This window comes from Streptomyces sp. NPDC048142 (assembly GCF_043202835.1).
Lineage (GTDB): Bacteria > Actinomycetota > Actinomycetes > Streptomycetales > Streptomycetaceae > Streptomyces.
Genome location: NZ_JBIDBC010000003.1, coordinates 250,240 through 275,922, shown reverse-complemented (window position 1 = coordinate 275,922; position 25,683 = coordinate 250,240). Strand labels below are relative to the sequence as shown.

General features: G+C 69.1%; 20 protein-coding genes. 7 read left to right on the top strand and 13 right to left on the bottom strand.

Features of this window, described 5'->3' with window-relative positions; all coding sequences use genetic code 11:
- Positions 1-4: 4 nt before the first annotated feature.
- The 5 genes from fabF to ACGF2Y_RS06110 all read right to left on the bottom strand — a co-directional run bounded on the left by fabF (position 5) and on the right by ACGF2Y_RS06110 (position 4,900).
- Positions 5-1,267, bottom strand: a complete 1,263-nt coding sequence (gene fabF, locus ACGF2Y_RS06130) for a beta-ketoacyl-ACP synthase II (RefSeq protein ID WP_392943502.1) — start codon at positions 1,265-1,267, stop codon at positions 5-7.
- A 76-nt stretch (positions 1,268-1,343) separates the two neighbouring features.
- Positions 1,344-1,592 carry an acyl carrier protein gene (locus ACGF2Y_RS06125; RefSeq protein ID WP_104785375.1) on the bottom strand — a complete coding sequence of 83 codons (249 nt, stop codon included), beginning with the start codon at positions 1,590-1,592 and terminating at the stop codon, positions 1,344-1,346.
- Positions 1,593-1,655: 63 nt separating this feature from the next.
- On the bottom strand, positions 1,656-2,687 hold the full coding sequence (locus tag ACGF2Y_RS06120) for a ketoacyl-ACP synthase III (protein ID WP_392943501.1): 1,032 nt from the start codon (positions 2,685-2,687) through the stop codon (positions 1,656-1,658).
- A 9-nt stretch (positions 2,688-2,696) separates the two neighbouring features.
- The gene (locus ACGF2Y_RS06115) at positions 2,697-3,611 is read right to left on the bottom strand and encodes an ACP S-malonyltransferase (RefSeq protein ID WP_392943500.1); all 915 of its coding nucleotides are present in this window, start codon (positions 3,609-3,611) and stop codon (positions 2,697-2,699) included.
- 89 nt (positions 3,612-3,700) lie between these two features.
- Positions 3,701-4,900, bottom strand: coding sequence for a PucR family transcriptional regulator (locus ACGF2Y_RS06110; protein ID WP_392943499.1), 1,200 nt, complete (start codon positions 4,898-4,900; stop codon positions 3,701-3,703).
- 246 nt (positions 4,901-5,146) lie between these two features.
- Here ACGF2Y_RS06110 and ACGF2Y_RS06105 point away from each other — a divergent pair, with 246 nt between their 5' ends.
- Entirely contained in the window at positions 5,147-5,806 is a 660-nt protein-coding gene (locus ACGF2Y_RS06105; RefSeq protein WP_392943498.1) for a pirin family protein, read from the top strand.
- 146 nt (positions 5,807-5,952) lie between these two features.
- On the opposite strand, the gene ACGF2Y_RS06100 is transcribed toward ACGF2Y_RS06105, so the two are convergent.
- The 3 genes from ACGF2Y_RS06100 to ACGF2Y_RS06090 all read right to left on the bottom strand — a co-directional run bounded on the left by ACGF2Y_RS06100 (position 5,953) and on the right by ACGF2Y_RS06090 (position 8,913).
- Entirely contained in the window at positions 5,953-7,482 is a 1,530-nt protein-coding gene (locus ACGF2Y_RS06100; protein WP_392943497.1) for an FG-GAP-like repeat-containing protein, read from the bottom strand.
- A 190-nt stretch (positions 7,483-7,672) separates the two neighbouring features.
- On the bottom strand, positions 7,673-8,386 hold the full coding sequence (locus tag ACGF2Y_RS06095) for a DinB family protein (protein ID WP_392943496.1): 714 nt from the start codon (positions 8,384-8,386) through the stop codon (positions 7,673-7,675).
- A 122-nt stretch (positions 8,387-8,508) separates the two neighbouring features.
- On the bottom strand, positions 8,509-8,913 hold the full coding sequence (locus ACGF2Y_RS06090; RefSeq protein ID WP_392943495.1) for a hypothetical protein: 405 nt from the start codon (positions 8,911-8,913) through the stop codon (positions 8,509-8,511).
- 694 nt (positions 8,914-9,607) lie between these two features.
- Here ACGF2Y_RS06090 and ACGF2Y_RS06085 point away from each other — a divergent pair.
- The gene (locus tag ACGF2Y_RS06085; protein WP_392943494.1) at positions 9,608-10,927 is read left to right on the top strand and encodes an aminotransferase class I/II-fold pyridoxal phosphate-dependent enzyme; all 1,320 of its coding nucleotides are present in this window, start codon (positions 9,608-9,610) and stop codon (positions 10,925-10,927) included.
- Between the two features lie 462 nt (positions 10,928-11,389).
- Here the strand turns inward: ACGF2Y_RS06085 and ACGF2Y_RS06080 are convergent, their stop codons facing one another.
- Both ACGF2Y_RS06080 and ACGF2Y_RS06075 read right to left on the bottom strand, forming a co-directional pair.
- Positions 11,390-11,818, bottom strand: a complete 429-nt coding sequence (locus ACGF2Y_RS06080) for a hypothetical protein (protein WP_392943493.1) — start codon at positions 11,816-11,818, stop codon at positions 11,390-11,392.
- A gap of 5 nt (positions 11,819-11,823) precedes the next feature.
- On the bottom strand, positions 11,824-18,129 hold the full coding sequence (locus ACGF2Y_RS06075) for an RHS repeat domain-containing protein (protein WP_392943492.1): 6,306 nt from the start codon (positions 18,127-18,129) through the stop codon (positions 11,824-11,826).
- A 76-nt stretch (positions 18,130-18,205) separates the two neighbouring features.
- On the opposite strand from ACGF2Y_RS06075, the gene ACGF2Y_RS06070 reads away from it, so the two are divergent.
- Positions 18,206-18,496: a hypothetical protein gene (locus tag ACGF2Y_RS06070; RefSeq protein ID WP_392943491.1), complete on the top strand. Its 291-nt coding sequence runs from the start codon at positions 18,206-18,208 to the stop codon at positions 18,494-18,496.
- 18 nt (positions 18,497-18,514) lie between these two features.
- On the top strand, positions 18,515-21,625 hold the full coding sequence (locus ACGF2Y_RS06065) for a VCBS repeat-containing protein (protein WP_392943490.1): 3,111 nt from the start codon (positions 18,515-18,517) through the stop codon (positions 21,623-21,625).
- A 66-nt stretch (positions 21,626-21,691) separates the two neighbouring features.
- Here the strand turns inward: ACGF2Y_RS06065 and ACGF2Y_RS06060 are convergent, their stop codons facing one another.
- Complete coding sequence (locus tag ACGF2Y_RS06060; protein ID WP_392943489.1) at positions 21,692-21,961, bottom strand: DUF397 domain-containing protein; 270 nt, start codon at positions 21,959-21,961, stop codon at positions 21,692-21,694.
- Positions 21,945-22,769, bottom strand: a complete 825-nt coding sequence (locus tag ACGF2Y_RS06055) for a helix-turn-helix domain-containing protein (protein WP_392943488.1) — start codon at positions 22,767-22,769, stop codon at positions 21,945-21,947. The genes ACGF2Y_RS06060 and ACGF2Y_RS06055 overlap by 17 nt, the downstream gene beginning before the upstream one ends.
- 83 nt (positions 22,770-22,852) lie before the next feature.
- Here ACGF2Y_RS06055 and ACGF2Y_RS06050 point away from each other — a divergent pair, with 83 nt between their 5' ends.
- A complete protein-coding gene (locus tag ACGF2Y_RS06050) occupies positions 22,853-23,326 on the top strand; it encodes an ATP-binding protein (protein WP_392943487.1) in 474 nt (157 codons plus the stop codon).
- Here the strand turns inward: ACGF2Y_RS06050 and ACGF2Y_RS06045 are convergent.
- On the bottom strand, positions 23,295-24,107 hold the full coding sequence (locus ACGF2Y_RS06045) for a serine hydrolase domain-containing protein (RefSeq protein WP_392943486.1): 813 nt from the start codon (positions 24,105-24,107) through the stop codon (positions 23,295-23,297). The two genes, ACGF2Y_RS06050 and ACGF2Y_RS06045, sit on opposite strands and share 32 nt — an antisense overlap.
- Before the next feature lie 117 nt (positions 24,108-24,224).
- On the opposite strand from ACGF2Y_RS06045, the gene ACGF2Y_RS06040 reads away from it, so the two are divergent.
- Both ACGF2Y_RS06040 and ACGF2Y_RS06035 read left to right on the top strand, forming a co-directional pair.
- Positions 24,225-24,647, top strand: a complete 423-nt coding sequence (locus ACGF2Y_RS06040; protein ID WP_392943485.1) for a MerR family transcriptional regulator — start codon at positions 24,225-24,227, stop codon at positions 24,645-24,647.
- On the top strand, positions 24,647-25,660 hold the full coding sequence (locus ACGF2Y_RS06035; protein WP_392943484.1) for an aldo/keto reductase: 1,014 nt from the start codon (positions 24,647-24,649) through the stop codon (positions 25,658-25,660). Before ACGF2Y_RS06040 ends, ACGF2Y_RS06035 begins: the two co-directional genes overlap by 1 nt.
- Positions 25,661-25,683: the final 23 nt, after the last annotated feature.

Sequence of the window (25,683 nt, the reverse complement as noted above, 5' to 3'; positions counted from 1 at the left end):
GGCGCTACACGGACCGGAACGCCAGCACCACGTTGTGGCCGCCGAACCCGAACGAGTTGTTGATCGCCGCGATCGGCCCCTCGGGCAGCACCCGCGGCTCACCCCGCACGACGTCCGCGTCGATCGCCTCGTCGAGCTCGTCGATGTTGATGGTCGGCGGAGCGATGCGGTGGTGCAGCGCCAGGACGGTGGCCACGGTCTCGATGCCGCCCGCGCCACCCAGCAGGTGACCCGTCATCGACTTCGTCGCGGAGATCGCGACATGGTCGAGGTCGTCGCCCAGGACCATGCGCAGCGCCTTGATCTCGGCGAGGTCGCCCTGCGGCGTCGACGTGGCGTGCGCGTTGAGGTGGACCACCTCGGACGGCTTGAGGTCGCTGGAGTCCAGCAGGTTCCGCATCGCGGCGGCGATGCCCCGCCCGGTGGGCTCGGGCTGCGCGATGTGGTGGGCGTCGGCCGACAGACCCTGGCCCAGCACCTCGCAGTAGACCCGCGCGCCGCGCGCCGCGGCGTGCTCGGCGGACTCCAGGATGACGACGCCCGCACCCTCGCCGAGGACGAAGCCGTCCCGGCCGGTGTCGTACGGACGCGAGGCCTTCTCGGGCTCGTCGTTGCTCTTGGACATCGCCATCATGTTGGCGAACGCGGCGATCGGCAGCGGGTGGATCGCCGCCTCGGTGCCACCGGCGACGACCACGTCGGCACGGCCGGTACGGATCATCTCGACGGCGTACCCGATCGCCTCGGCGCCCGAGGCGCAGGCGGAGACGGGCGTGTGGACACCGGCCTGGGCGTTGACCTCCAGGCCGACGTTGGCCGCCGGGCCGTTGGGCATGAGCATGGGAACGGTGTGCGGGGAGACGCGGCGTACGCCCTTCTCCTTCAGCACGTCGTACTGGTCGAGCAGGGTGGTCACGCCGCCGATGCCGGAGGCGATGACCGAGCCCAGGCGCTCGGGGACGACGGTCTCGTCCTCACCGGCCTTGGCGGTGAAACCCGCGTCCGCCCAGGCCTCGCGGGCCGCGATCAGCGCGAACTGCGCCGAGCGGTCCAGCTTGCGGGCCAGCGGGCGGGGAAGTACGTCGCCCGGGTCGACGGCCGCGAGGGCGGCGATCCGGACGGGCAGTTCGGCGAAGCGCTCGCCTTCGAGAGGCTTGACGCCGGACCGGCCGGCCATCAGACCTTCCCAGGTCGATGCGGAGTCGCCACCCAGCGGAGTGGTTGCGCCGATACCGGTGACGACCACGGTGCGATTGGTCGAGTTCACTGGAAGATCTTCTCCACGTGTAGAGGGTCGTGAATCAGCGGCGCCACCGCCGGGTGGCGACACAGCCGGGCTGGGATCAGCCCTGGTGCTTCAGGATGTAGGCGGCGGCGTCGCCGACCGTCTTGAGGTTCTTGACGTCCTCGTCGGGGATCTTGACGTCGAAGCGCTCCTCGGCGGCGACGACGACCTCGACCATGGACAGCGAGTCGACGTCCAGGTCGTCGGTGAAGGACTTGTCCAGCTGGACGTCCTCGACCGGGATACCGGCGATCTCGTTGACGATCTCGGCGAGACCGGTGACGATCTCTTCCTGCGTGGCGGCCATCTTGGCGCTCCTTCGGTGGGTTTCTTCAGTGTTCGTGCGTACGGACCAAAAGGTCCGGTGTGCCTAGGGGAGGGTAACGACCGTCGCGGCGTAGACGAGACCCGCCCCGAAGCCGATGACGAGCGCGGTGTCGCCGCTCTTCGCCTGACCGGTCGCCAGGAGCCGCTCCATCGCGAGCGGGATCGAGGCGGCGGACGTGTTGCCGGTGGACTCGATGTCACGGGCGACCGTGACATGCTCCGGCAGCTTCAGGGTCTTCACCATCGAGTCGATGATCCGCATGTTGGCCTGGTGCGGGATGAAGACGTCCAGGTCTTCCGGGGCGATCCCGGCCGCGTCCAGCGCCTGCTGGGCGACCTTCGCCATCTCGAAGACGGCCCAGCGGAAGACCGCCTGGCCCTCCTGCGTGATGGCAGGGAACTTGACCTCGCCCTTCGAGTCGAGCGGCAGCTTGGAGACATCGCCGACGTGCAGGTCGTTCCAGGCCACCGTCTGCTTGATGGTCTCGGACTTGTCGCCCTCGGAGCCCCACACGGTCGGGCCGATGGCCGGCTCCTGGGACGGGCCGACGACGACCGCGCCCGCGCCGTCACCGAACAGGAAGGCCGTCGCACGGTCCTCCAGGTCGGTCAGGTCGCTGAGCCGCTCCACGCCGATCACGAGGACGTACTCCGCCGAGCCCTCGACGATCATGCCCTTGGCGAGCGTGAGGGCGTAGCCGAAGCCCGCGCAGCCGGCCGAGATGTCGAAGGCGGCGGGCTTGCCCGCGCCGATCCTGTGGGCGATCTCGGTGGCGACGGCCGGGGTCTGCTTGAAGTGCGAGACGGTCGAGACGACGACCGCGCCGATCTGATCGGGGTCGATGCCCGCGTCGGCGATGGCCTTGCCGGACGCCTCGATCGACATCGCGGCCACGGTCTCCTCCTCGGAGGCCCAGTGGCGGGTGACGATGCCGGAGCGGGAGCGGATCCACTCGTCGGACGAGTCGATCGTTTCGAGGATCACCTCGTTCGGCACGACCCGGGTCGGGCGGTAGCCGCCGACTCCGAGGATCCGCGCGTACGGGGCGCCCTTGCTGGGCTTGATCTTCGACATGCTCGCTCCTTAGGCGCCTGCGTGCTCGGAAATGAGCGCGCGGGCCGCGTCGAGGTCGTCGGGGGTCTTGAGCGCGAGCGTCTTCACGCCGGGCAGCGCGCGCTTGGCGAGCCCGGTCAGTGTGCCGCCGGGGCTCAGCTCGACGAGTGCGGTGACGCCCAGGGACTGGAAGGTCTCCATGCACAGGTCCCAGCGGACCGGGTTGGCGACCTGCCCGACCAGCCGGGCGATGACCTCGGTACCGGTGGCCACGGTGTGGCCGTCGGCGTTGGAAACGTAACGCACGGTCGGGTCGCACACCGTGAGGTCGCCGACCGCCGCACGCAGCTTCTCCACGGCCGGGGCCATGTGGTGCGTGTGGAACGCGCCGGCCACCTTGAGCACGACGACCCGGCGCACGCCCTCGGGCATGTCCGCTTCCAGGGCGGCGATCTGGGCAGCGGTGCCCGCGGCGACGATCTGGCCGCCGCCGTTGACGTTGGCCGGGGTCAGCCCGAGCTTCTCCAGGTGCGGGACCGTCACCTCGGGGTCGCCGCCGAGGAGGGCCGCCATGCCGGTCTCGGTGACCGCGGCGGCCTCGGCCATGCCGAGCCCCCGGGTGCGGACGAAGCGCAGCGCGGCCTCGTCGTCGATGACGCCGGCGAGCGCGGCGGCGGTGATCTCACCGACGCTGTGGCCCGCGACGACGGACGGCGAGGCGTCCAGGGCGGCCGCCGAGAGCAGTCCGGCGGCGACCAGGAGCGGCTGGGCCACGGCGGTGTCGCGGATCTCGTCCGCGTCGGCCTTCGTGCCGTAGTGGGCAAGGTCGAGCCCGATGGCGTCGGACCAGGCCGCGATGCGGTCTGCGGCACCGGGGAGGTCGAGCCAGGGAGTCAGGAAGCCGGGCGTCTGAGCGCCTTGGCCGGGAGCGACGAGTACGAGCACCCTCACACTCTCTCTTGTGGACGGCTCCGCACGCCCGTGGGGACAGGGACGAAGAACCGTCGGGGGAATTGTTGGAGTCCAACAAAAGTCTAGGACTGAGGATCCGCAGCCGCCAAGCGCCCCAGGATCAGGGCGATCCGCAGCGTGAACGCGGAACGCACATCGGAGGGTGACCATCCGGTGACGTCGGTCACACGTCGCAGCCGGTAGCGCACGGTGTTGGGGTGCACGAAAAGCATCCGGGCGGCGCCTTCCAGGCTGCTCGCCTGCTCCAGATAGACACTCAGAGTTTCCAGAAGAGCCGATCCGGCCTCTTCCAGCGGTCTGTAGATCTCCTCCACCAGCTGGTCCCGCGCGGCCGGGTCTCCGGCCATCGCGCGCTCCGGGAGGAGATCGTCCGCCAGCACCGGCCGCGGCGCGTCCTGCCACGCCAGGCACGCCTTCAGACCGGCCGCCGCCGCCTGCGCGGACCGGGTGGCGGCCAGCAGGTCCGGCACCACGGGCCCCGCGACGACCGGCCCGGCCGCGTACGGCCCGATCAGGCCCTTCGCGACCTGGAGCGGATTGTCGCTGCCGCCCGCGATGACGACGAGGCGGTTGCCGAGGACGCCGGTGAGGACCTGGAGCTTGGCGTGCCGGGCGGCGCGCCGGATCGCCTCCACGGTCAGCTCGCTGTCCCCGTCGGGCGCGGTGCCGAGGACGACGCACACATGCTCCGGCGAGCTCCAGCCGAGCGCGGCGGCCCGGGACACGGCCCCCTCGTCGGCCTCGCCGGAGAGCACCGCGTTGACCACGAGCGATTCCAGCCGGGCGTCCCAGGCGCCCCGGGCCTCGGCGGCCTGGGCGTAGACCTGGGCGGTGGCGAACGCGATCTCGCGCGCGTAGACGAGCAGCGCCTCGCGCAGCACCGACTCGTCACCCGGGGCGGCCACCTCCTCGATCGCGGCCTCCATGACCTCGATCGTGGTGCGCACCATCTCCACGGTCTGCCGCAGGGTGATCGCCCGGGTCAGTTCGCGCGGCGCGGTGCCGAACACATCGGTCGAGATGGCCTGCGGCGTCTCGGGGTGCCGGAACCACTCGGTGAACGCGGCGATACCGGCCTGGGCGACCAGGCCGATCCAGGACCGGTTCTCCGGGGGCATCGCCCGGTACCACGGCAGCGATTCGTCCATGCGGGCAATCGCGTTCGCGGCCAGCCGGCCGGAGGACTGCTCCAGCCGTTTCAGGGTCGCGGCGTGCAGGTGGGCGTCGTGGGCGGGGGGCAGCTCAGGATCGGGTCGGGGCACGAGGACAAGACTGCCTTATCGGGCCGGTGGTTCGGTGGGCCGGGGCGACGGTGCCCCGTACCGGTGGGTAGACGAACACCTGGCGCAACGGCCCCGCTGCCACGGCGGCTCCCGCGCCGACTCCCGGAGCCGTACGACGGACGTCCCGTCCCGCTCCCGCCGCCCGGAGCCGTACGACGGACCTCCCGTCCGGTCCCGCTCCGCCGCCCGGAGCCGTACGCGTGTCCCCCGGGCTACCGTGGCCGGGTGATTTCCGTGCACCGGTCGGACGACCGCTACCGGGGCGGGGACGAGGCCGCCGGGATCGACACCCGGCACGCCCTCTCCTTCGGCCCCTTCTACGACCCGGACAACCTCCGCTTCGGCCCGGTCCTGGCCTGCAACGAGGAGCGCCTCGCCCCGGGCGCGGGCTTCGAGGAGCATCCGCACAGCCATACGGAGATCGTCACCTGGGTCGTCGAGGGCGAGCTGACCCACCGCGACTCGGCCGGCCACTCCACCGTCGTCCGTGCCGGGGACCTGGCCCACCTCAGCGCCGCCTCCGGGGTCCGCCACGTCGAACGCAACGACGGCACGGGCCCGCTGACCTTCCTTCAGATGTGGCTGGCCCCCCTGGAGCCCGGCGGTGAACCCTCGTACACGGTGGTGCCCGGCATCGCCGACTCCACCCCGTACGCCCTGCCCGGCGCGGGCGCGATGCTCCATGTCCGCCGCCTGACCGAGGGCGAGCGCACGGCGGTCCCGGACGCGGTGCGCGCGTACGTCCACGTGGTGCGGGGGCGGGTCGCCCTGGCCGGCGAGGAGCTGGGACCCGGCGACGCCGCCCGGATCACCGGCGCGGAGGGCCTGGAGGCGGTCGCGGTGGCGGGACCGGCGGAGCTGCTGGTGTGGGAGCTGGCGGGCTGAGACCGGACGTCCGCGACGCGCGCCCGGAAGCGACGGAGGCCCCGCGCCGGAGGGCGCGGGACCTCGGTGGTCGCGCAAGGGAAAGAGGAGCGGACGCGTCAGCTGATGGATCTGTCGGCTGACGGACCTGACAGCTGATGGATCGGTCAGCTGATGGACTTGATGCGGTGCCAGCCGCTGTTGCCGACCTGCGTGCTCGGGCCGTCGACCGGGACGTCGGCCGAGGTGGCGCCCTTGTAGAACTTCAGGGTGCGGTCGCCCGCCGTGGCCCACATGTCGGCGACGCCGTCGCCGTTGGCGTCGGAAGCCCCGGCGATCAGGGGGCGGTTGGTGACGGTGTACGAGCGGCCGTACTGGGTACGGCCGTTGAACGTGCCGTCGGCCCGGCCGCGGTAGAGCCACAGGGTGCCGTCACGGGTGTCCCGGGCCAGCAGGTCGACCCGGCCGTCCTTGTCGGCGTCACCGGGAGCCGTCAGGTCCATGACGTCCCAGCCGCGGGTGCCGATGAGCACCGGGGCGGCGACGGCCGGAGTGGAGGCGGACGTGCCCGCGTACAGGTACAGCTTGTCGCTGTGCTGGACGGCGAGGTCGGGGTGACCGTCCCGGTCGACGTCCCCGACGCTCACCACCTGCGCGTCGGTGGGCAGCCCGGTGACGAGCCTGATCGGGGAGCCCAGCGTGCCGGTGCCGCGGTTGGGGTAGACGCGCAGCTCGCTGCCGACGCGGGCGACGACGTCCTCCATGGCGTCGCCGGTCCAGTCGCCGCGGTGCGTCACCGACGCACCCGCCCAGCCTCTGGTGCCGATGATGGTGTGGTTGTCGATCGCGCCCGTGCCCCTACCGGCGTACAGGAGCAGCTTGCCGGCGTCGTCGACCGCGACCATGTCGGGCTTGTTGTCGCCCGTCATGTCTCCCGGGGCGGCGAACGCGGTGCTCGTGATCCAGGAGCGCACATCGTCCACGCGCGTGGCGACGGCTCCCGTACGGGTCTCGGTGGCCGGCGTGCCGACGCAGCCGCCCATCCACGACCTGCTGGTGACGGCGAGCAGCTCCTGCTTCCCGCCGGTCTCGCGCAGGATCGGGCCGCCGGAGTCCCCGTGGCAGATCACCGCGTCACCGACGGCCGTCAGCGAGACGTTCGCCGAGGCGTCGCCGTTCGCGGTGAACGACGCGGTGTGCAGCCGGTCGGGCACCCAGGTCGTCTTCGTCCGGCCGAAACCGGCCGCGGTCACGCTCTCGTCGCCCGTCGCGGGCGTGGCGGCCAGGGCGACCGGCTTCACGTTGGCGATGCCCACGCCCAGCTTCACCATGACCAGGTCACGGTCGGGATGCGGGACGAGCTCGACCGCCGTGCGGACGGCCCCGCCCGTGGTCTGCGTCAGGTCGGTGCGGCCGACCGTGACGGTGGTCGTGGCCTTGGGCTTGCCGGGCTGGACCTCGCCCGTCGCGTCGGCGAAACAGCTCGCGGCGGAGAGAACCCACCGCGGGTTCACCAGCGTCCCCGTGCAGGAACGGTCGGAAGCGCCGACGACGATCCTCGCGGTGTGGCCGAAGGAGGCCGGATCGGCCTGGGCCCCCTGCAGGGCCATGGCGGGCGAGGAGACGAAGCTCCCCGCCAGGGTCGCGGCGACGACGCCGCCGACTGTCCAGAATGTGCGTCTGTGCGACTGAGACACGACGATTACCCCCATTTAAATAAGTTCCCAGGGCCCTCGTCACCAAGGGAGAGAGCCCTTAAGTCTCGGGATTCAAACATGATTTGGATGGGTGCGGGCCGTCAAGATCGGGTGCAACGTGCGAAATCCACAGCGGAATGGTGTGGGTTATGTCACTGCGCCCCTGTCCCTTTCGCGGAAATCTCCCCGGCTACCGGGAGGCACGGACCCGCCACAGGTCGCGGAGCAGCGCGATCTCGGCCATGTGGTGGATGAGCTCCAGATTGGCGTTGGCCAGCACGCCGATGTACGCGTCGTCGGGGTCGGAGCCGTACGGATACTGCGAGAGGCCGACCGTGTCGAGCTGCTCCTCGGTGAGCGTGTCCAGGCTCGCGCGGTGGCGTTCGAGCGTCTCCCACAACCGGTCGAGCGCCAGGGCGGCGGAGGGTGTGAAGTCGACCAGCAGATGCGGATCCTGCCGCCGCGCGCCGAAGGTCCACTCCCACCGGCCCGCGAAGTCGGAGTGCAGATGTCCCAGCCGCCACGCGATGGTGGTGATCGGTACGACGTCGGGCTCCGGCTCTCCGGTGAACGCGAGGACCTCCTCGACCCGCCCGACGCTCACGCTCCAGTCCTCGGCGATCTTCGCGACGGACATACCGCCCGCCGCCTGCCGCGCGACCTCCGCGTACTCGCTCGCCGGGATCTCCGGCGCCCCCTTGTCGAGCACCCACGCGCCAGGACCGTACGCCCGGGGCGTCACCGCCTCCTCCCGGCGCCGGATCGACCAGCTGCCGGGCGCCGGCTCCCACAGGTACTCCTCGTCCCCGAGGCCCCGCAGCCGGACCTGGGCCATCTCCCGCGCCTGCTCGAACTGCTCGATCAGGATGCTCAGCCGGTCGGTCCGCGGACCCTGGCCGCTCATACGTGGCTCCTCGTCGTCGCGCCCCGGGCAATCCACGGCGTCCGGAGGGAAGTTAACGGCTCGCCCCGCGCGCCGCGACCGAATTCCGGCGGGAGGCCCGGCCTGGCAGCCCGGGGACGCGGTCAGGTCTCGGAGCGCTTCTCGCGCTCGTCCGCGATCCGGTCCAGCTCGCGCATCGCCTGGGAGTGCCCGCTCAGCCGCCGGCTCACATGGCCGGTCGTGAACAGGGCGGTTCCCACGAGCGATACGGGAATGGAGAGCCCCAGAACGGCCAGTGCCTCGGGCCAGTCGCGCTCGTCGGCGCAGTAATCGCCTCTCCACACACCCTCGTTGGCTGTGCCGCCCTCCGTGAACATGCGCGATGCGCACTCCTGGGTGCCGCGACCTGTATCGACCGTGTAATCCGTCAGCAGCAGAATGGCGCACCAGCCCCACAGCAGGGCTCCCAGCAGCAGCAGTCCGGACCCGCAGTCACGTATGCGGGTGGCCCGCTCCCGGAATTCCCTGTCGTATTCGCGTGATCGCATGGCGGATGAATCTAGCAGCGCATGCGTCTGCCGGCCCTTCCGGTTTCAGCCCTTCCGTGCGCGGACGGCCAGAACGGCGACCAGCAGTGTCGGTACGAGCAGGAGCGAGAATGTGATGGCGTAGCCCCCGAGCCGGCTTGTACCGGCGGCCAGGCCCGCGTTGAGGACGGCGGTGGCGAACGCCAGGCCAGCGGCATGGCAGCCATGGCGAGCAGCGGGGACACCCCGTCCAGGTCCCCGGCCGCTGTCGGCAGTGTCGGCACGACGGCCGGCGCGGCGAAACCGGTCAGGAACATCACCGTGGCGAAGGTCAGCGTGGCTGCCGTGTACCGGCGGGAGAAGATGCCCGGCAGGGCGTCGCTCGACCGTGGACGGAGGGCGTGTTCCGCGGTCATCGGTCCCGTTGCGATAGATCGGTGAGGTCGTCGTGGGACCGCAGGCAGGGCACCTCACCGCTGCCCCAGCGGCCGGCTCGACGCCGCGAGACTTGGTCCAGACCACCTGTGGTCCAGCGGGAAGCTACGTCACGGCCTGATCCCGGGCAACCGTGTTAAGGGCCAACTCGGCACCTCGCGCGGCGAGTCGGGGCGGGCCGCCCCGACGGCGACGCGGGACTGCCCCGGCCCCGCCCGGGAGCCAGCGGTCACCGGCGGGACGGCCCGTCGCCGCGCCTTTGTAGGGTGCTGGCGACGTCATGTTTCCGTCCGCCGCGTGTCCGAAGGAGATCCCCATCCACCCCAACGAGTCCAGCCCCGATGCCCTGGTCGCCCACCGAGATCGCGCGCAGCGGGACTACGCCGAGCTCGTGACGCGACGCCTCTCCCTCGATCTCACCCGCGGGAAGCCGTCCGCGGGCCAGCTCGACCTCTCCGCGCCGCTGCTCGCCCTGCCGGGCGGGACGTACCGCAGCGCGGAGGCCGTGGACACCCGCAACTACGGCGGTCTCCACGGGCTGCGGGAGCTGCGGGAGATATTCAGTGGCCCGCTCCAGGTCCCCGTGGAGCAGCTCGTGGCCGCGGGCAACTCCAGCCTGGAGCTGATGCACGACAGCCTGGTGCACGCGATGCTGAGTGTGATGCCGGGAGCCACGTCCCGCTGGGTGGACGAGGAGCGCATCGCCTTCCTGTGTCCCGTTCCCGGATACGACCGGCACTTCGGTGTGTGCGAACGTCTCGGCATCGAGATGATCCCGGTCCCCATGACCGACGAGGGCCCGGACATGGAGACCGTGGAACGGCTCGTGGCCGGGGATGCCTCGATCAAGGGCATCTGGTGCGTCCCGAAGTACAGCAACCCGGACGGGATCAGCTACAGCGACGAGGTCGTCGCCCGGCTCGCTGCCATGCCCACCGCCGCCCCGGACTTCAGGATCTTCTGGGACAACGCCTACGCGGTCCACCACCTGACCGACGAGCGCGTGGAGATCGCCGACCTGCTCGCGGCCTGCGCCGGGGCCGGCCACCCCGACCGGGCCTTCGTCTTCGGATCCACCTCCAAGATCACCTTCGCCGGCAGCGGCGTCGGCTTCTTCGGCTCCTCGCCCGACAACGTCACCTGGCTGCTGGCCAATGCCGCCAAGCGCACCATCGGCCCGGACAAGGTGAACCAGCTGCGCCACACGCTGTTCCTCAAGGACGAGGCGGGCGTGCATGCCCACATGGATCTCCACCGAGCCGAGCTCCGCCCCAAGTTCGACGCCGTTCTGCGCATCCTCGAAGCCGAACTGGGCGGTACGGGGCTCGCCGCCTGGACGGACCCCAAGGGCGGGTACTTCATCACCCTGAAGGTGCTCGACGGCTGCGCCCGCGAGGTGGTGCGCCGCGCCGCCGAGGCAGGCATCGTCCTCACGCCCGCGGGTGCCACCCACCCCCACGGCCAGGACCCGGACGACGCGGTGATCCGGATCGCCCCCAGCTTCCCCACGCCCGAGGAGCTGGAGAAGGCCATCGCCGGTGTCACGGCCTGCGTACGCCTGGTCGGCTACGAGAAGCTGCTGGCGGAAACGGCGAGCTGACCGGCCCTCCGGCCGCTGCCCGCGCGTTGGCGGCCGGACCCGCACCACCGCTCAGGAGCGCTTCGCGCGGTCGTCCACCGGCCGGTCCGGCTCGCGCATCGCGCGCATGGAGACCGGACACAGCCTTCAGCTGTGTGGTGCCTCAGGGGGAGGTGCACTGGGGCACCGGCTTTCACGTAGCCGCTTCTCCCTCAGTACGCGCCCCCAGAGCATCCCAACTCCCAGCACAAACATCCCACCTGCGGATTTAATCCAAGCGACGCCTATATTGCTAGTGATCACCGAAACGACCGCGGTGAGGGCCGTCAGCCCTATGACGGGTCTGATGAGATCCTTTTGCAGCCAGGCCATACAGAACTCCTCATTCTCTGCACGACTTTTCAAAAAGATTCAAGCCCTTTTGTCTGCCGCAGCCTTACTGCCCAGGAAATCAAGATACGCACCCGTCATGCCTGACTGTCATCATTGCCCCTCGCGTTCATGCCACGCCCTGGACTTCCTCCAGCGGGAATACGCCATGGCCAAACCCCAGGCGATCACCAGAAATGCACAGGCCATGGAGCTCTCAGACAGGCGAGTGAGGAACGCCCCCTCCTTCGAGGACGCCCCACCCAAGGTGATTGACACCACCAGGAGTGCAACGCCCACGGCCCCCAACCTCAGCCATCCATACGTGGAATCGGGACGTGCCGGTGTCGGCTGCCTCCTGCGTTGTGTCATCACAATTGCCCACGGGAGAATTGGGGCGGCTATCCCTGCAGCAGCGGCGGCTCGCCACGGAAAGCCGAGGTAGAGGAAGAGCGCCCCTCCCAGCGACAGCCAGCTCACCATGAACAAAACTGCTACCCACCAGAGGAAGGTTTCGCGCATTGGGTCTTCGGACGTGCTCACCGGTTTCACCTTTGCCACTTAGTCCCAAACCCCACGTGGTTCTGCACCTGACGTCCGTACTGTCCACCCACCCAAAATCGACCTCGGTTCTGGATGCCGGTTGAAACCAGCGTCGAGAATGTGTGGTAAGGCGATGTCTTGCTCATCAGCATCGCGCCCTTCGACAAGGCGGTAGCCCCGCCTGCCGTGGCCCCGCCTATCGCTGCAGATTTTACGTACCCCTCGGCGGTGTGCTCCCCGCCGGACAAGCCATACACCGCTACGCCCTGGCTGGCACCAATTGCGGCCGACATAATGATCCCTCCAGCTCCCGCACACACACCGGCTGTAGCAGCTGTGCATGCAACCACCGCTATCGTGCCGACGATGATGATCCCAGCCTGAGCCAGCCCTCGCCAGTGGTCTGAGACACCCGACACTACTTTCCCTCCGGTGGCGTCCCAGGCGGATCTATACCAAGGCTTATCCTCGGGCGGCGGATTCCGCAAGGCTTCGAGTTCTACCTCGAGTTTGGTCATTCTCTGCCGGTGCTTGAGTTCTTCTGCCTGGCGACGCTTCTCTGCCTGGCGGTACTCGTAATCGGTGTAGCGAGTAGTCCCCTTGCCCTTTGTGTAGGTGTACTTGCGGCCCGTTTCTTTTTGAGCCCAGTAGTTCTTGGAGATCGTGCCGCCCCTGGCGCGGGTCTCCTTCTTGTAGTTCTTGCCGAAGCTGACCTTCTTGACGTCTCCCGTGCTCTTGCCGTAGGTGCAGTCGTACTGGCCGCTGACGCATTCCTCGTACGCTTCGCCGGTCGGGTCGGAGAAGGTGACGGGGTTGTTATTGCCGTAGATGTACGGGTTGAGCTGCGTCGGGTCGTCGGGGATCAGGAGTGGGTCCACCGACAGGAAGCGGCCCAGGGACGGGTCGTATTCGCGGGCGCCGAGGTGGGTGTAGCCCGTGGGGTCGGTGGTGCCGCCGACGAAGCCTCGGTCACCGGGCCAGGAGGTGCTGCCGGTGGTGGAGCGTTGGCCGCCGAAGGGGAGTTGCTTGCGGCGGGTGGTGGTCTGGGCCGCACCCATGGTGATGGCGATCATCGCGGTGCCCTGATGGTCGCCGAAGAGGAACGAGAAGCCGCCGCTGGTGCGGACCGCGACCGTTTCGCCGCCGTGGGTGTAGTAGCGGGTGGCGGTCTTCGCGCCGGTCGAGGTGACGTTCAGTTCGTTGCCGCCAGGCAGGTACGCGGTCGTGGAGCCGTCGGCGTTCTTCGCGAGCATGCGGTTGCCGGCCGAGTCGTACACGTACTCGGTGGTCTTGCCGTTCTCGAAGGTCTTGGCGAGGTGACCCTCCGAGTCCCAGGTCAGGTCCTGCTCGCGTGAACCGCCTGTGCGCTTGGAGGTGTTGCCGGCGTCGTCGTAGGTGAAGGACTCCGTCGTGCCGTCTTCCGCCCCACCGGTCGTGGCGACCGAGCGCAGAGCGTGCGGGCGTGTGTCTCCGGCCTTGCCCGCGGTGTAGGTGCGGGTGATGTCCGTGCTGCCACCGGTGGCGTGTTGGACTTCCTTCGTACGGTTGCCGGCGTCGTCGTAGGCGAAGGAGTGCCAGTACGAGTCCGGGCCGCCGACCGTGCTCGCCGAAGGGGCGGTGGCGCAGTTGTCCGTGGGCGTCTTGGCCGTCCAGGCGTCGGTCATCCGGCGCAGGGCGTCCAGGGCGAAGCACTGAGTATCGGTCACCGCCGCTTCGTCCTGTCCGGAAGTGCTGGAGATCCGGGTGGTGTTGCCTGCCAGGTCGTAGCCGTAGCGGGTGTCCTCCACGCGCAGCGCGACATCGCCGTCGATCGTGGACCGGGTGAGTCGGCCGGTGTGCTCGTCGAACTCCTGGGTGCGGTACACCTTCCGGCCAAGGGTGCCGTACTCGGCACGGACCTGACGGCCGTACACGTCGTAGCGGGTGTCATTCACCAGGACCACACCGCCCGACGTGGTCTTGAGCGGCAGGTTCCCCTGGCCGAAGACCGTGGTCTGGCGTTCGGAGGGCAGACCCGCCAGGGCAGGGTGCATCACCCATTCCTGAGCTCCGGTGTACTGGTTGTACCCGAACTTCCACGTATAGGTTCCGGCAGCCGCCCCGTCCGGCACCGTCGTCGTGGAGGACGCGGGCTGCCCGAGGTTGGTGTAGCTGTTGATCGTCGTGGTGTACGCCTTGCCGTCCACATAGCGAGTATCCGACGCGGGCAGCCCCTTGGCCACCGTGTCGAAGGACCAGGCCGCACGCACCGTCGAGCCCTGCTTCAGCTCCTTCCGCCGGCTCAGCTCGTCATAGACCGTGGTGAGCTCGACGCCCCGGGCATCGGTGGTCTTCACCGGACGGTCCGCGTGGTCGTACGTGGTCCTGCTGATCCCCTTGTCCGGGTCGTTCGCCTCGATTTGGCGGCCGCGCGCGTCGAACTTCCAGGTCCAGGCGATTCCGGCCGGGTCCGTCAGCCTCGCAAGCCGGCCGTGCGCGTCGTACTCGTAGAACGTGGCCAGGAACTTGGTGCGCGTCGCGTCCGTGTAGTCGCGTGACTCGGTCTTGCGGCCGAGCGCGTCCACGATCGTCGTCGTGGCGGTGCCACCCTTCGGCGGGATGACCGTGGTGCGGTCGCCCGCGTACTGAGTCAGCGTGCGCTTGGTCTCGTCACCGAACTTCAGCGAGATGACCTCTGTGGCACGGCCCGCACCGTCGTACTTCGTCTCGGAGCCGGCCGGCACCTTGGAGTCGTCCCCGCCGACGAGGGTGTCCGAGGCCGCACCGCTCGCGAGGTAGGAGCCGTAGGTCTTCCAGACCTGGCCCCGGGTGTCGTAGCGGGTCTCGGTCACGAGCCGGTTGCCTGCCGAGCCGATTGCCGCGGTCTGGGTCTGGCGAGGGCGCAGCAGGCCGTCGTAGAAGGCGTACGAAGTGTCGTAGTAGCCCTGGTAGTTGAGGGCTTTGCTGGTGACCACGTTCGGATCGGTGGCGGAGTTGCGATAGGCGAATGTGGCCGAGGGCTGCGTCGGATGGTCGGCCTTGGGCCAGTTCGGCCCCCAGCCCTTGGTGGTCCGGCCGAGCGCGTCGTACTCCAGGTCCGTGCGCTTGCCGTTCGCATCGACAGTCGCGGTGGTCAGCCCGCGGCGCGGGTCGGTGATCACCTTCGCGGTGTGGCCGAGGGCATTTGTGGAGACCGTCTCCGTCGGTGCCTGGCCGGTGGCCGGGGTGTAGGTGACGGTGCTCTTCGCTCCGGCCGCGTCCGTCGCCTCGGTCTGACGGCCGTAGCTGTCGTACGCCGCCTTGCTGACCGTGACGAAGCCGGTGCCCGCGCCGTCGTTCTCGTCACTGCGGGTCACATCCCCCTTCGTGGGGGCTGCTCCCAGAGTGGTCGAGCCGTCGTAGTACGTGCGCTGGGTCGAGATGAGGTCGGCCGGCAGCGAGGGCGTTGTCCCGCACGCCTTGGCGACCGTCTTCGTCTCGGCCACCGCATTGAGGATGTTGGCGCCGGTGTTACGGGCGTACGAGGTGGTGGTGCACTCCTCGTCGCCGGTCTTGGCTGTATCACCCGTCTCGGACTCGGAGGTGACCATGCCGTAGGAGTCGAACTGACGCGACAGTTCGGTGCGGCGGAGGCTGCCGCCGGTGATCGTGGCGCGCGTCTGGTCCTTCTGTGTGCCGGTCCGGTACGCGTACACGGTCGGCAGGCTGTCCGCCGAGCGGGAATGCGTCGCGGTGGCCGCCGAACGCCACGGGGTGTAGGTGGTGGCGGAGATGAGAGGTCCGCCGGAGCCGTTGTACGTGGCTTGCTCACGGGTCATGCCACCGAATGCCTCGCGGTCGATGACCTCGTTGCCCTCACCGTCGGCGACCTTCGCCCCGTCGATGCCCCGGAAGTAGCGGGACTCGCTCAGTGTCTGTGTGCCCTCGGCAGGATCGCCCGTCCGCACCTGGACCCGTTCGTACCCCTTGCGGGAGCCATACGTACGGTGCTTGGCCTTGGTGAACTCGTCGTCCTCCTTGGTCCAGGCAAGCCCGCCCAGGTAGGAATAGTCGATCCGCTTGACCGGTGCGCCGGAGGTGTCGTCCGACTCCAGTACCTGTGTGACCACATACGAGTGGAACCAGTCCTGATACGGCTCGTAGCCCTCGACCGGCGCGTCCGGCGGCGACCAGATCACCGGGTAGCAGCGCTTCGTGTTCGACGCTGCGCTCGGCAGACTGGTCTTCGAGCACTCCTGCGCCGAGTACGTGACTCCGATCGAGCCACCCGACTCGGTGGCGACCTTATGGACGCGGTAGCGGTTGTACGCGGGCACCGCGTCCACCGCGCCCGCGACCCGGTTGGGCAGCTGGACGCCGTGGAACGTGGTCTTCGGCAGCGTGATCGAGGTCCCGGCGCTGTGCCCGGTCCGGGCGATCGAGGCCAGCCACAGCGGCGGATCGGTGCCGTCCCCAGTGGACGGGAAGCTCTGTACCAGCCTCCAGGAGTCGACCTTCTGATACGCGCCGGCGTTCCACACCGAGGTGGCCACACCCGTCAGCCGCTTCCGCGTGAAGTACGAGGGCGACGAACCCGACTCGCACTTGTCACCCGACTTGCATACTTGGTCGAACGGTACGTCCGGCCACTTCTTGGCGTTCGCCTCGGTGAGCTTGTCCGCCGCGCAGTCGAACGATTCGGTGACCAGGCACCGTTCGGCGACCGTGAAGTCCACCTTCGCGGCCGGCCGGCCGTAGAAATTGGAACTGCGCAGCCCGTACTCGATGCGCTTCAGGTAGCCACCACGGGTGTACGGGGTCAGGGTGCCCTTGTAATTGGCGTCGATCGCGCGCTGGTAGAAGTTGGTTTCCTTGGCCCAGTAGTACGTCATGGCGTTGCCGTGCGGGTCGATCACCGCGTCGAGGTTCCAGCGCCAGGCCTGCTGGCACCAGGAGTCCTTGAACGCACTCGCATGGCAGGGCTCGCCGGACTGGTTGCCGAACACCGGCACCGTCCAAGCCGAGTTGGTCTCCTCCTTGCCCGCCGCCCAGCCGTTGGGTCGGTTGTATCCGAAGTAGTAGGCGGTGCCGTCCGGGGCGGTCACCTTCCAGTACTCGTTGTCGTTGTCGCCGTTGGCCCGCGCGGAGTTCTTCAGCAGCTCCACCCGCGTACCGTCATCGACCTTCTTCCTCCACACGCCAGTGGCGTCGTCCTTGACGAGCTCGCTGGAGGAGCCGCCGAGCGACAGCGTGGCGTTGTCCTTCTTCCAGCACTGGTCACCGACCTTGTTCGACGGGTTGTTTCCGCCGGTCTTGTCGTCCTGGCAGGAGGTGTAGCGGCGCTCGATGAATCCGGGGGACAGCGACCAGCCGTCACCGATCCAGTTGGCCTGGTTGTTCGTCGCCGCCGTACGGCCGTCGACGGCCTGCGAGGAGTACGAGAGTCTGAGATCGGGCGTGAGACCGCCCGGGACCGAGGGGGTCTCCATCTCGTAGGTCCAGGAGAACCCGCCCGAGGAACCGCCGGACTCCCACTTCCCCGACGGGGACAGCGAGGTGGCGGTGAAGTCGCCATTCGCGCCGGAGGGGGCGGCGGTCACGGCGAGCAGCGTGGCGTCCTCAGCCACGGCGGAGGTGCGGATACGGCCGACCGGGGAGGCCTGCTGCACCGGCTGACCGGTTTCAGCTGCGGACTCGTCGCTGATCCTGGTGGTGAGGTCGGCCGACAGGGTCTTGTTCTTGGGGTCGTTGTGCGAGGGGAGGATCTTGCCGGGCAGGCAGCCCTTGTCGCCCGGTGTGGTCACGGCGCAGGCGGGGACCTCACGCAGTACCAGACGCGAAGCCCAGTCACCGCCGTAGATCCCGGCGAAGGAGGAGTAGTCAAGGGTGAGGCCGACCGTGCCCTTGCCCTCGTCAGCGCCGTGCCCCTGCACCGCGACAAGGATGCCGTCAAGGCCCGCCGCGTGGGCGGCACTTCGGTCGAGCACCTGGACTTGTGCCTGCTCCGGGGCAGCTGCTGCCTTGCGTGTGGCTCTACCAGGCTTGACCTCGACCGGCAACGATCCGGCCTTCGACAGGCTGCGCTTGCCTTCGTCCTCGGCCACCGGCACGGTGGCGACGCCGGCAGCAGGCCAACTCGCCTTCGTATCCGGTGTGAAGGGGTGCTTCGCCGTCTCATCAGGCTTGTCCAGCTTTGTGCCCTCGACCTCGGAAACGGGCACCGGGTCCGGTTGCTGGAGCTTGCGCAGCTCCAGCTCCGCCGCCGCGGCGATCGGGCCGCCCAGCAGGCCGGCCAGCAGGTAGGCCACGAGGAGCAGAGCGACAACCCTTACACGTCGGCCCAGTGTTCTCACTGGGCGACGATACGACGGACGGCGTATTCCGGACACAGATCCCCCCACAGAATCCACACATCATGAAACAGCGACCGTGAACGTAGCACTGGAAGCGGCAGCGGAACTTGCTCGGAAAGGAGAATTGGTCAACCCGTTACCAGTGCAAGGTGCAGATATCCGCATTGGTCGGATTCAAGCTGTCATTGCATCCTTCGTCACTCCGCTTTCTTTGAGAGCGGTGTGTATGGCCTGCGCATATGCGAGATTTGGACAGAATGGATTGACGGGCGCCAATGCCACTCGTGGATTTTCCGGAAACTTTCTGAAGCTGTACAACCAGTACCCATCCTCGGGTGTCAGCCCATCAGCCACCGCGTTATCTTGAGGGGGAAATGTGACGAAAATGCGCCGATATAAGTTCAGAGGGTCCGTTCCCTGGGCGCTACCCACAGCCCTGGCCCTGGCCCTGGCGCTGACCGTGCCGCTGGCTGGAACTCAGCCAGCGGCCGCCGACGAGAAGCCTGCCGAGCCCTCCTTTCAGGAGCACACCCCGGAAGAGACCCGGGCGCTTGCGAAGGCGGTCGGCACCGGTGAGCCGGTTGAGGTCCTGTCCCACCGCACCGAAACCGCCGAGACCTTCGCCAACCCCGACGGGTCGTTCACGACCGACCAGTACGCACTCGCGCAGCGGGTACGGAAGGGCGGCAAGCTGGTCGACATCGACACCGAGCTCGCGCGCAACTCCGACGGCACGCTGTCCACCAAGGCCACCGAGGTCGGGGTGACGTTCTCCGGTGGCGGAGAGGGGCCGCTGGCGACGGTCACCCGCGACGGACGCAGCATGTCCTGGTCCTGGCCGGGCGAGCTTCCCTCCCCCGAGGTCGACGGGGACACGGTGATCTACCGAAACGTCCTGGACGACGTGGACCTCAAACTCCGGGCGGGCACCGCCGGGTTCGGTCAGCTTCTTGTCGTGCACAACGAGAAGGCCGCCGCGAACCCCGCGCTCGCGCAGATCAAACTGCCGCTGGACACCGTGGGGCTGACGGTGAACGCCGACGAGCACGGCAACCTGCGCGCGCTCAACCCGGCCGGCCAGGAGGTCTTCACGGCCCCGACGCCGATGATGTGGGACAGCAACCGGCCTCCTGCGGCCCGCAGCAGCGGCTACTCCGTCCCTCCGTCACCGGCTCACGAATTCGAGCCGCCCTACGGAGCGCGGGAGGGCGTCGTGGGTGTCGCGCTCGACGACGGCCACCTGTCACTGACGCCCGATGCCGACATCCTCCAGGGCGACGACACCCAGTACCCGGTCTACATCGACCCGGCCGTCTCCGGCTCCCGCGAGGCCTGGACGATCGCTTACAGCAGCGCGCCGTCCACGGCCTTCTACAACGGCAACGGCTGGGACGAGGGGGACGGCAACAAGGTCACCTCGTCCGCCCGGGTCGGCAACCCCGGTGACGGGACCTCTCGTTCGTTCTTCCGGATGGACACCAACAACCTCTGGAACACCAACAAGGTGATCTCCAGTTCCACCTTCAGGATCAAGAACAGCTACTCGTACTCCTGCACCAACCGCGAGGTGCAGCTCTGGCGCACCGGCAGCATCAGCTCCTCCACCACGTGGTCCAAGCAACCCTCATGGTCGGTGAAGCTGTCTGCGGTCAGCGACGCCAAGGGCTACTCCTCCTCCTGCCCGGCCGGCAGTCTTGCCTTCAACGCGACCGCCGGCGCCAAGCAGGCCGCCTCCAGCAGGTGGAACAACCTCACCCTCGGCCTGCGCGCCACGACCGAGAGCGACAGGCTCGCGTACAAGCGGTTCGACGCGAAGTCCGCGGTGCTGTCGACCACGTACAACACCGTTCCCAACGCCCCGAGCGCCCTGGACACCATCCCCAGCACGAAGAACAGCGCCGGCTGCGGCAACACCGCGCCGTACGGCCTGATCGGGAACACCGACATCTATCTGACGGCCAAGGGCGGCGACAAAGACGGTGGCACCGTGAAGGTCAAGTTCCACCTCTGGCCTACCGGTCACCACCCCAAGGCCGACCCCAATGGGGTGATCATCGTCGACACCACCGTCTCGGTGGCTTCCGGCACCGTCGCCAAGCTCAAGGTCACCAAGGCCCGGCTGCAACCGCACCTGGCCACCGCGAACGGAAACTTCTCCTGGAAGGCCCAGACCAGCGACGGCACCCTCGCCTCCGACTGGACTCCGACCAAGGGCGCACCCGGCTGCCGGTTCGTCTTCGACCCCAACCGGCCCAGCACCCCGCCCGGCGTGACCTCCGGCCAATTCCCCGACGGCAGCAACGGCTGGCCCGCGACCACCGGAACCGTCCGCTCCGAGGGAACCTTCGCCATCACCAGCGGCGGCGTCGCCGATGTCACCAAGTACGAGTACTGGAGCGACTGGGACGCCACCCGCCGCACCGCAACCCCCGGCGCAGCCGGCGGATCGGTCTCGGTGAAGCTCACACCCACCGTCGCCGGCGCCAACCAGCTCTACGTCCGCAGCTTCGACAAGGTCGGCAACTACTCCGACACCACCACGTACCTCTTCTACGCGAACGGCCCCAAGACCCCAGACAAGCCCGGCGACCTCAACGGCGACGGCAACGCCGACCTCTGGGCCATCGATCAGGCGAGCACACTGTTCCCGTTCTTCGGCGCTGGTGACGGAACCGTCGCCAAGGCCGCGTTCCGCTCCACCTCCCTGGACTTCACCGACGCGCAGATCAGCCACCGGGGCGACTGGACCGACGACGGCTACGAAGACCTCATCACCCTGCGCCCCGAAGGCGGCGTCAACCGTCTGTGGATGCACCCCAACAACGGCACGGGCTACGCCTGCTCCGCCTGCGAGAACGGCCCCGAGCGCCAGGAGCTCACCGTCTACGACCCGGCCAACGACCACTGGTCCGGCGGCGTCAAGCAGATCCTCGCGGTCGGCGACGTCGACGGCGGTACGGACACCGACGGCGATGGTACCGAGGACATCCCTGGCTACCCCGACCTCATCGTGAACGACGGTGAGTACATCTGGCTCTACTACGGTGACCCGGACTACCACCTCGACAACCGACGCGATCCGGTACTCCTCGCTGGACCCGACGACCCCATCTCGGCGGACGGATCGCTCGTCAACGAAGTCACGCTGGCAGCACCTGGCGACTTCAACGGCGACGGCCGCGCTGACCTCGTCGTCCGATACGACCGTCCTGATATCGGCGGAAGCGTATGGGTGTTCCACGGCAGTGAGAAGGACGCGGACCAGTCGTTCGACATCAGCCTGAGCGACCGCGTCAGGGTCGGTACGAACTGGTCCACGGACACCGTGCCGCAGTTCGTCGCAGCACCCGATGCCAACAACAACGGCAAGTTTGACCTCTGGCTCACCACGGCGAACTCGGGACGGCTCCGGTTCTTCGCCGACTACACCACAGCCGGACAGACCGAAGTTACTATCGCCTCCGAAGACCTGGTCGGCTACCAGTCCATTGGCTGATGGAGGAAAGGCGGCGGCCGGAGCCCGCAAGGCCCCGGCCGCCGCCGTCCCACCGGATGTGCTGCGTCAGCGCAGCCCGTCCACGAACGCCTGCCAGGCGGGGGCCGCGAGGACGATGGCGGGGCCGGTCGGGTTCTTGCTGTCGCGGACGGGGACGGACCCGCAGGGGGAGGCGGCGGCGACCTCGACGCACTCGCCGCCGGTGTTGCCACTGTAGGAGGAGGTCCGCCAGGCCGCGCCGCCGGTCACGGTGCACTCGACGCAGTCGCCGCCGGTGTTCCCGCTGTAGCTGGACTTGCGCCACTCCGCGTGCCTCAGGTCAGGGCCGGTCTCCATAACGCTCCTCCATCACGCGGCTGATCCGCGCCACCGATTCCTCGACGGAGAGTGCGGTGGCCTGGAGGTGAGCGTATCGGAGCGAGGCCTCCCGGACCGTCTCGGGGTTGGCCGTCATATGGCCGGAGATGACGTCCTCGGTGTAGACGATCTCCGGGTCGTCGTCGAAGCGCAGCTGGTTGAACGAGCCTGCCAGGCTCGCGTGTTCACCGGCCTCGAACGGCAGCACCTGGATCCGCATCCAACGGTGCGCCGAATACTCCAACAGCTTCTGGAGTTGGGCCCGCATCACCTCGTGGCCGCCGATCGGCCGGTACAGCACCGCCTCGTCCAGGATCGCCCAGGCCAGCGGCGGCTTCTCCCGCTCCAGGATGCGCTGGCGCTCCATCCGGGCGGCGACCAGACCCTCCAGGTCGTCCGGCATGCCGGTGGCCAGGACCGCCCGCGCGTACTCCTCCGTCTGCAACAGCCCGTACACCACCTGCGCCTGGTACGTCGAGATGTACGCGGCCTTCGCCTCCATGTCCGCGTACGGCTGGAACCACGTCGGCAACTGGCTCCGCAGCACAAGACCCACCAGCCGCGAGAACGTCCCGTCCGTCCCCAGCGCCGCGTCCAGCCGCTCCGAGAAGTCGCGGGTGGGGATCTTTCTCGTCGTCTCGACCTGGCCGATCAGCGAGCCCGTGCAGAAGATGATGTCGCCCAACTGCGGCTGCGTCAGGCTCTGGGCCTCGCGCCGGCGGCGCAACTCCCCGCCGTAGTAGGCGAGCGGGGAAGCGTCGGGATCGAGCGTCTGGATGTTGGCCACGGCGTGGACCTCCGGGTGCAACGCCTCGCGGCGTTCGTTTCGGTACGTAGCCGAGCGTAGCCATCGCATCGCAGCCTGGTGACATGAATCACGTAGTTATCCCCCGGAGGGATCCCGGGGAGCCCGTCTACCGCGCCGACTTCGCCCTGGGCGAGCACTCCGCCCGGCATCTGCGCGGCGTCCTGCGGCTCTACCTCAAGGCCTGGGAGCTGATGTTCCTCGCCGACGCGGCGGAGCTGGCCCTCACCGAGCTGATCGCCAACGTCGTGCGGCACGTGCCCGACCGGCGCGGCCAGACCTTCATCTTCCGGCTGCCGCGCGGCGAGGGCGTACGCGTCGAGGTGTCCGACAGCAGCCCCGTCCTGCCCCTCGCCATCACGGGTGATCCGCTGGACGACGGGGGCCGGGGGCTCGTCCTGGTCGACGCCGTCACCGACAACTGGGGCATCGTCAAACGGTGGGACGGCAGCGGGAAGACCGTCTGGTTCGAGTGCCTGACGCCGCCGGAGAAGGGCGGCAGCCGGTTCAGGCCAGTTCGGCGAGAACCGCGTCCGTGAACGGCGTCCAGGCCTTTGCCGCCCACGGCCCGAACGCGCGGTCCGTCAGTGCGACGCAGGCGGCCCCCGCCACCGGGTCGATCCACAGGAACGTGCCCGACTGGCCGAAGTGCCCGAAGGTCGCCGGGGAGGACGAAGTGCCCGTCCAGTGCGGGGACTTGGCGTCGCGGATCTCGAAGCCGAGGCCCCAGTCGTTCGGGTTCTGGTGGCCGTAGCCGGGCAGGACGCCCTTGAGGCCCGGGTGGACGACGCTCTGGGCCGCCAGGACCGTACGCGGGTCGAGGAGGCGGGGGGCCTGCACCTCGGCGGCGAAGCGGACCAGGTCGGCCAGGGTGGAGACGCCGTCGCGGGCGGGGGAGCCGTCCAGGGTCGTGGAGGTCATGGACAGGGGTTCCAGGACCGCCTGGCGCAGGTACTCCCCGAACGGAATACCGGACGCCTTCGCGATGTGGTCGCCCAGCACCTCGAAGCCCGCGTTGGAGTACAGGCGGCGCTCGCCGGGCGGGGCCGTCACCCGGTGCTCGTCGAAGGCGAGGCCGCTGGTGTGGGCGAGCAGGTGGCGCACCGTGGAGCCCTCGGGCCCGGCCGGTTCGTCCAGCTCGATCGCCCCCTCCTCGTACGCCACCAGCGCCGCGTAGGCCGCGAGGGGCTTGGTGACCGAGGCGAGGGGGAAGCGGTGGTCGGCCGGCCCGTGCGTACCGAGCACGGTGCCGTCCGCCCGTACGACGGCGGCTGCCGCCGTCGTGACCGGCCAGGTGTCGATGATGCGCAGGCTCTCCATGCGTCCGAGCCTAACGGGCCCGCCCGGCGGCCCGAGGGCAGGATCACGCTCCACGCGTCCAGGCCCACCGGCGTTCCGCTTGCTTCGAGTGCACTCCAAGGATCTAGCGTGGTGGGCATGACGGTGATCGACGGAACCGACGGAACCGCGCGGGGCAAGGACAGCTACACCATCAGTGAGGTCGTCGCCCTCACCGGGCTCACCGCGCACACCCTGCGCTGGTACGAGCGCGTCGGGCTGATGCCCCACGTCGACCGCTCGCATACCGGCCAGCGCCGCTTCAGCAACCGCGACCTGGACTGGCTGGCCTTCGTCGGCAAGCTGCGGCTGACCGGGATGCCCGTCGCCGACATGGTGCGGTACGCGGAGCTGCTGCGCGAGGGCGAGTCCACCTTCGAGGAGCGGCAGGAGCTGCTGGAGGCGACCCGCCGCGATGTGATCACGCGGATCGCGGAGCTCCACGACACCCTCGCCGTCCTCGACTACAAGATCGAGTTCTACGCGGGCGCCCGCAGGGCGCCGGAGAGGCACAGTGCCTGATGACAGTTGACAAGATCGCCACCACGGAGCTCGGCACCGGAGGACCGCGGGTCGGCGTCCAGGGCCTCGGCTGCATGGGCATGAGCGAGTTCTACGGTGACACCGACGAGCTCTCCGCCCGGGACACCCTCGACGCGGCGCTGGAGGCGGGCGTCACGTTCTTCGACACCGCCGACGTCTACGGGCGCGGGGCCAACGAGGAGTTCCTCGCGCCGTTCGTGAACGCTCACCGGGACGCGATCACGCTCGCCACCAAGTTCGCGCTGGTGCGCTCCGACGACCCGGGGTACCGGGGTGTGAGCAACGACCCCGCGTACATCCGCACCTCCGTCGAAGCGAGCCTGCGCCGGCTGAACACGGACGTCATCGACCTCTACTACATGCACCGCCGCGACCCGGCCGTCCCCTTCGCCGAATCGGTCGGCGCGATGGCGGAGCTGATCCAGCAGGGCAAGGTCAGGCAGCTCGGGCTCAGTGAGGTGACCGGTCCCGAGCTGCGCGAGGCGCACGCCGTGCACCCGATCGCCGCCCTCCAGTCGGAGTGGTCCCTCTTCAGCCGGGACGTCGAGAAGAGCGCCGTCGGCGCGGCGGCCGAGCTGGGCGTCACGCTCGTCCCCTACTCCCCGCTCGGCCGGGGCTTCCTCACCGGGGCCTTCACCGACGCGGGCAAGGACCTCGCGGCGAACGACTTCCGTGCCCACCAGCCCCGGTTCACCGGCGACAACGCCCGGACGAACGCGGCCCTGCTCGAGCCCGTCCGCAAGATCGCCGCCACGCACGGAGTGACCGCCGCGCAGGTGGCCCTCGCCTGGGTCCAGCAGCGCGCCCAGGTGCACGGGCTGAACGTGGTCCCGATCCCCGGCACCCGTAAGCGCAGCCGTCTGATGGAGAACGTGGCGGCGACCCGGCTGACGCTGACGGCCGACGAGCTGGCCCTGCTGGAGCCGATCGCGGGCCGGGTGGCGGGGGACCGGTACCCGGACATGAGCCTGACGTCGGCGGCGCGGGAGTAGTCGCCACAAGGAGCCCGGAGGCC

Excerpts from the sequence above, each read along its gene's own strand:
- ACGF2Y_RS06085 (WP_392943494.1), top strand. The coding sequence starts at position 9,608 with ATGTTTCCGTCCGCCGCGTGTCCGAAGGAGATCCCCATCCACCCCAAC.
- ACGF2Y_RS06040 (WP_392943485.1), top strand. The coding sequence starts at position 24,225 with ATGACGGTGATCGACGGAACCGACGGAACCGCGCGGGGCAAGGACAGC.
- ACGF2Y_RS06050 (WP_392943487.1), top strand. The coding sequence starts at position 22,853 with ATGAATCACGTAGTTATCCCCCGGAGGGATCCCGGGGAGCCCGTCTAC.
- ACGF2Y_RS06045 (WP_392943486.1), bottom strand. The coding sequence starts at position 24,107 with ATGGAGAGCCTGCGCATCATCGACACCTGGCCGGTCACGACGGCGGCA.
- ACGF2Y_RS06090 (WP_392943495.1), bottom strand. The coding sequence starts at position 8,913 with ATGCGATCACGCGAATACGACAGGGAATTCCGGGAGCGGGCCACCCGC.
- ACGF2Y_RS06065 (WP_392943490.1), top strand. The coding sequence starts at position 18,515 with ATGCGCCGATATAAGTTCAGAGGGTCCGTTCCCTGGGCGCTACCCACA.
- ACGF2Y_RS06060 (WP_392943489.1), bottom strand. The coding sequence starts at position 21,961 with ATGGAGACCGGCCCTGACCTGAGGCACGCGGAGTGGCGCAAGTCCAGC.
- ACGF2Y_RS06035 (WP_392943484.1), top strand. The coding sequence starts at position 24,647 with ATGACAGTTGACAAGATCGCCACCACGGAGCTCGGCACCGGAGGACCG.
- ACGF2Y_RS06095 (WP_392943496.1), bottom strand. The coding sequence starts at position 8,386 with ATGAGCGGCCAGGGTCCGCGGACCGACCGGCTGAGCATCCTGATCGAG.
- ACGF2Y_RS06120 (WP_392943501.1), bottom strand. The coding sequence starts at position 2,687 with ATGTCGAAGATCAAGCCCAGCAAGGGCGCCCCGTACGCGCGGATCCTC.
- ACGF2Y_RS06125 (WP_104785375.1), bottom strand. The coding sequence starts at position 1,592 with ATGGCCGCCACGCAGGAAGAGATCGTCACCGGTCTCGCCGAGATCGTC.